This window comes from Pseudoalteromonas sp. MIP2626 (genome assembly GCF_013414205.1).
GTDB classification, from domain to species: domain Bacteria; phylum Pseudomonadota; class Gammaproteobacteria; order Enterobacterales; family Alteromonadaceae; genus Pseudoalteromonas; species Pseudoalteromonas nigrifaciens.
In genome coordinates this window covers 1-3473 of sequence record NZ_JAATTW010000089.1, presented here as the reverse complement: position 1 = coordinate 3473, position 3473 = coordinate 1, and the positions used below count along the sequence as shown (strand labels likewise).

The following is a 3473-nucleotide window of genomic DNA, read 5'->3' as shown; positions in this document are numbered from 1 at the left end:
TGGCGGAATTTTGTTCCCGACAAATTCCAAGTACCTAAATCCCTTTAGGCAATGCGCGATAAAGCGTAGCTTGGCCACGGATGGCCTATCTACGCTGATTACGTTCATATCATTAATTACAATTGAGGAGATAGTGTGATCCTCGGGGCGCCGTGGGGTTCCAAGGGGCGGTCGGCGCTTTAACTTGGTAAAGAGCGCCCCTTGGTTGCCGTCGCCAACGCGACTTTTTCTTTAGTTATTTAGATTGTTTATTAATTTCTTCAACAGTTCTAATTACAGCTTTTTTTAAAGCGCTGCGCATAACTTCGTTAGTTAATTGATCTAATAATGTTTTATGGAGAACTCCCATACCTTCATTATTGGCCATAGTTGCATCAAATAATTCACGTGTAATTAATTCTTCCCCTAGCTTATTTACTAATGAAAGTGAAAAAGAAACATTTCTATTGCAGTCTAAAGTCCATGCACCATGACAATTAACATCAAAACTCATAAGGTCTGCAGAAATTAACATTTCTACTTGATTATTTATTGCGATATTACTTAATAGCTTCGCATCACTAGATGCAGGTATTATGTCAATCTTTTTTGCATTTACACCTAAAGATTGAAGCTCATTAATAAAGGCATTTCTTATAAAGTCAGCAACTCTTACAAATTCCTGTCCATCACTTGTCATGCCGATTGTTGCAGGGCCCATCCGCATAACTGCTTTTTCTGCTAATTCATCTTTAACAGTGGCAAGGTTTCTTTTATCTCTCCATTGGGTTACACCAATAGAGTCGATATTTTTAACCTCAACATTTTCAATTGTTTTTTTATGGTATTCCACAGGGAATGAGTTTTGTATAGTACAACCAGATAAAATGGATAAGAAAGCGGCAGTTATAGTGAGTTTCTTTAACATATATTTATTTCCATATAAGGGTAAATATCGCACTTTTACCAAGTGCAAACCTAAAAGCTTTGATTAAGCGCTATGATACACAAATTTTTATGAAAATAAGATCAATACTTTCAAATGGCTAAGTTATATTATAAATTTTATAACTAAAACCGAATTGGCACAGTCTCGTCACAATTCCCGCACACTAATGAGTAACTATCCTTACGCTTACTTGCTTTAGTATGGGCGTTAGAACATTGCGGGCAAGGAGCTTTCATTGGTGTATTAGCTTCGCAAATGCCACAGGTAACAAAGTAACCATAGCGACCAGAACGTGGTTGTAAACTGGCTGAGCTATTACACTGTTTACACGTTAAAACTATCTCTTTGCTTAGTGTTACTTCAGGCTCGGTCTGTGCCTCAATAACAGGTTCAGTATGCGTTACTACTTGTTGATAGGGCGGTTTAAGTTCATTTATTTGTGTCGTGGCATTTGAATGATTTTGTGAACTAAGTGATATGTTTTTCTCTAAAATAAATTGGCAAATTTTGCCCAAACTTTCTTCGTTAAACCATGGTCTAACGTTAGTGGATAAAAAATGTAAAGCATTAGGTGTCGATGCGGGTAGTTTCATCATTTGTAGTAGTTTATCAGCTATGAATTCTGATTTAACTAACCGCTCTTGTGTTGCTTTTGGTGTGTGATCCCTGTTGATAATAGCATTGCTCGATATTGCACAAACACTTTGCCATTCTCGGCCACCAAAGCCTTGTTGTAGTTTACCAAATATTTTTGGCAGTAATAATGGGGCATTGGCTCGTAATAGGCTTTTTAGTACTGCTAGTTGTAGCTCAACTTGCTTTATTGGTGAGGGCATACCTTGCCAGTTACCACGGTAACTTCGGCTCCATTCTTGATGTTCATTAATCGTTACTTCCCCTGTAATGCTTTTAGATTCGATGAGAATAAAGCCGTAGGTATATACAATAAGGTGGTCTATTTGAGCTGTTTCGTCGTTGTGTTTAAATTTGAGGTCGTTAAACACAAAAACTTGAGGGTGATCTTTAAATGCACGGCGTAAATAAAATGCCACGTCGAGCTCTTGTTTTTGGCCTGCTTGTATTTTTGCAGAGTTACTGGTGGTGAGTATTTTATCTTTTAAAATCATGAGGCTTCCATTCAATCATGCGTGTGGATAGGATATCACTGATGTACCTAATAGCAATACGATTAAGGCTTTAATGTTGATTAGGAAGCTTTAAAGTCATCGACAACGCGACATATAACTAATACTTGCAATTAAAAGCCTAAACGCGAGGTAAACTCTTGCCTACAATTTAAAAGCTAGGCTTTTCGCGTCAGCAAATTAAGTGTTGATAGCTACCTTACCCAATCTATTATTAAATGTCGTATGTTTGCGTTGTTAAGGTGTCGTATATTTGCTATATTTAATACAAGAAACGAGGGTATTTATTATGACAATAGCAAGTAAAGTAACAACAAGAATAAACCGCTCAAAGCGTTATGTTTTTGATCGTGCTGATTTTGCAGATATTGCTGGTTACGACCAAGTTGGCCGGGTATTAAAAAAGCTGGTTGATAATGGTCATTTATTGCGTATTGGTTATGGGCTTTACACTAAAGCGAGAGAAAATCGCATTACGGGTAAGTTAATGCCGGCATCTCCTGCGGGAGCTGATGGTGTTATATTAGAAGCGATTGAAAAGCTAGGTGTTGACTACAAATTTGATGAGTTTTCACAACGTAGTATCAATGGTGAAAGCTTGCAAATTCCAGCGTCTCTGAAAATAATTACAAATAATCGCTTTAAACGCAAAATTGTCGTAAATAATAGTGCTATTAATGCTAATTGATAGTGACCTGTTTTTAGATGTTGCCGATGCTCTTGGTATGGGTAACCCTGCTATTGTTGAAAAAGATTATTATGTTGTTGCATTACTAAAACTACTTTCTGAATTGTCTTTTGATACGCACTTATTGGTTTTTTCTGGTGGTACCGCATTAACAAAGTCGGGCATTAAAACTCATCGAATGTCTGAAGACATTGATATTAAAATCATACCTACAGATGTGTTTGCTAATATTTCAAAAACACAAAAAAGAAAGGCTAGGAAAGAGTTACATCTTCAATTACTTAATGCCATTAGTCTGCACAACTCTTTTTCGGTAGAAAACCGCCCTACTATTTATGATGAATATCGTTATCAACAAATTGATATACGTTATCCTCAAGCACATTCAAAAGTTCCATGCCTAAGGCCGTTTATTAAGTTAGAGCTGATAGAGACCTTGCTTTATGATCAAGTAGTGAGTAGAGATATATGTTCTTTAATGAATGAGGTCACTCAAAAGCCTCCTGAAGTTGCGCTAATGGGGTTTTCGAGTATTAAGAGTACACAAGCGGAAAAGCTAGTCTCTATGTTGAGGCGAACAGCAAGTTTTGCGCGCGATAATATAAGAGATGATGATCCTGCATTAATACGCCATATTTATCATTTGAGCCGAAAAACTCCGTCCTTTAGGTCGGGGATGTAAGGTTTTAGCGCAACGCGCTAACAATAGAGC

General features: G+C 37.2%; 4 protein-coding genes. 2 read left to right on the top strand and 2 right to left on the bottom strand.

The genetic code is table 11. The annotated features are described in order from the left end of the window. Positions 1-235: 235 nt before the first annotated feature. Positions 236-907 carry a hypothetical protein gene (locus tag HC000_RS17950; protein WP_089369052.1) on the bottom strand — a complete coding sequence of 224 codons (672 nt, stop codon included), beginning with the start codon at positions 905-907 and terminating at the stop codon, positions 236-238. A gap of 143 nt (positions 908-1050) precedes the next feature. After that, positions 1051-2055, bottom strand: coding sequence for a nuclease-related domain-containing protein (locus HC000_RS17945; protein ID WP_089369053.1), 1005 nt, complete (start codon positions 2053-2055; stop codon positions 1051-1053). Positions 2056-2362: 307 nt separating this feature from the next. Between HC000_RS17945 and HC000_RS17940 the strand changes: the two genes are divergently transcribed. Next, entirely contained in the window at positions 2363-2761 is a 399-nt protein-coding gene (locus tag HC000_RS17940) for a DUF6088 family protein (RefSeq protein WP_011329741.1), read from the top strand. Then, complete coding sequence (locus HC000_RS17935) at positions 2751-3443, top strand: nucleotidyl transferase AbiEii/AbiGii toxin family protein (protein WP_225741029.1); 693 nt, start codon at positions 2751-2753, stop codon at positions 3441-3443. The genes HC000_RS17940 and HC000_RS17935 overlap by 11 nt, the downstream gene beginning before the upstream one ends. Positions 3444-3473 lie beyond the last annotated feature (30 nt).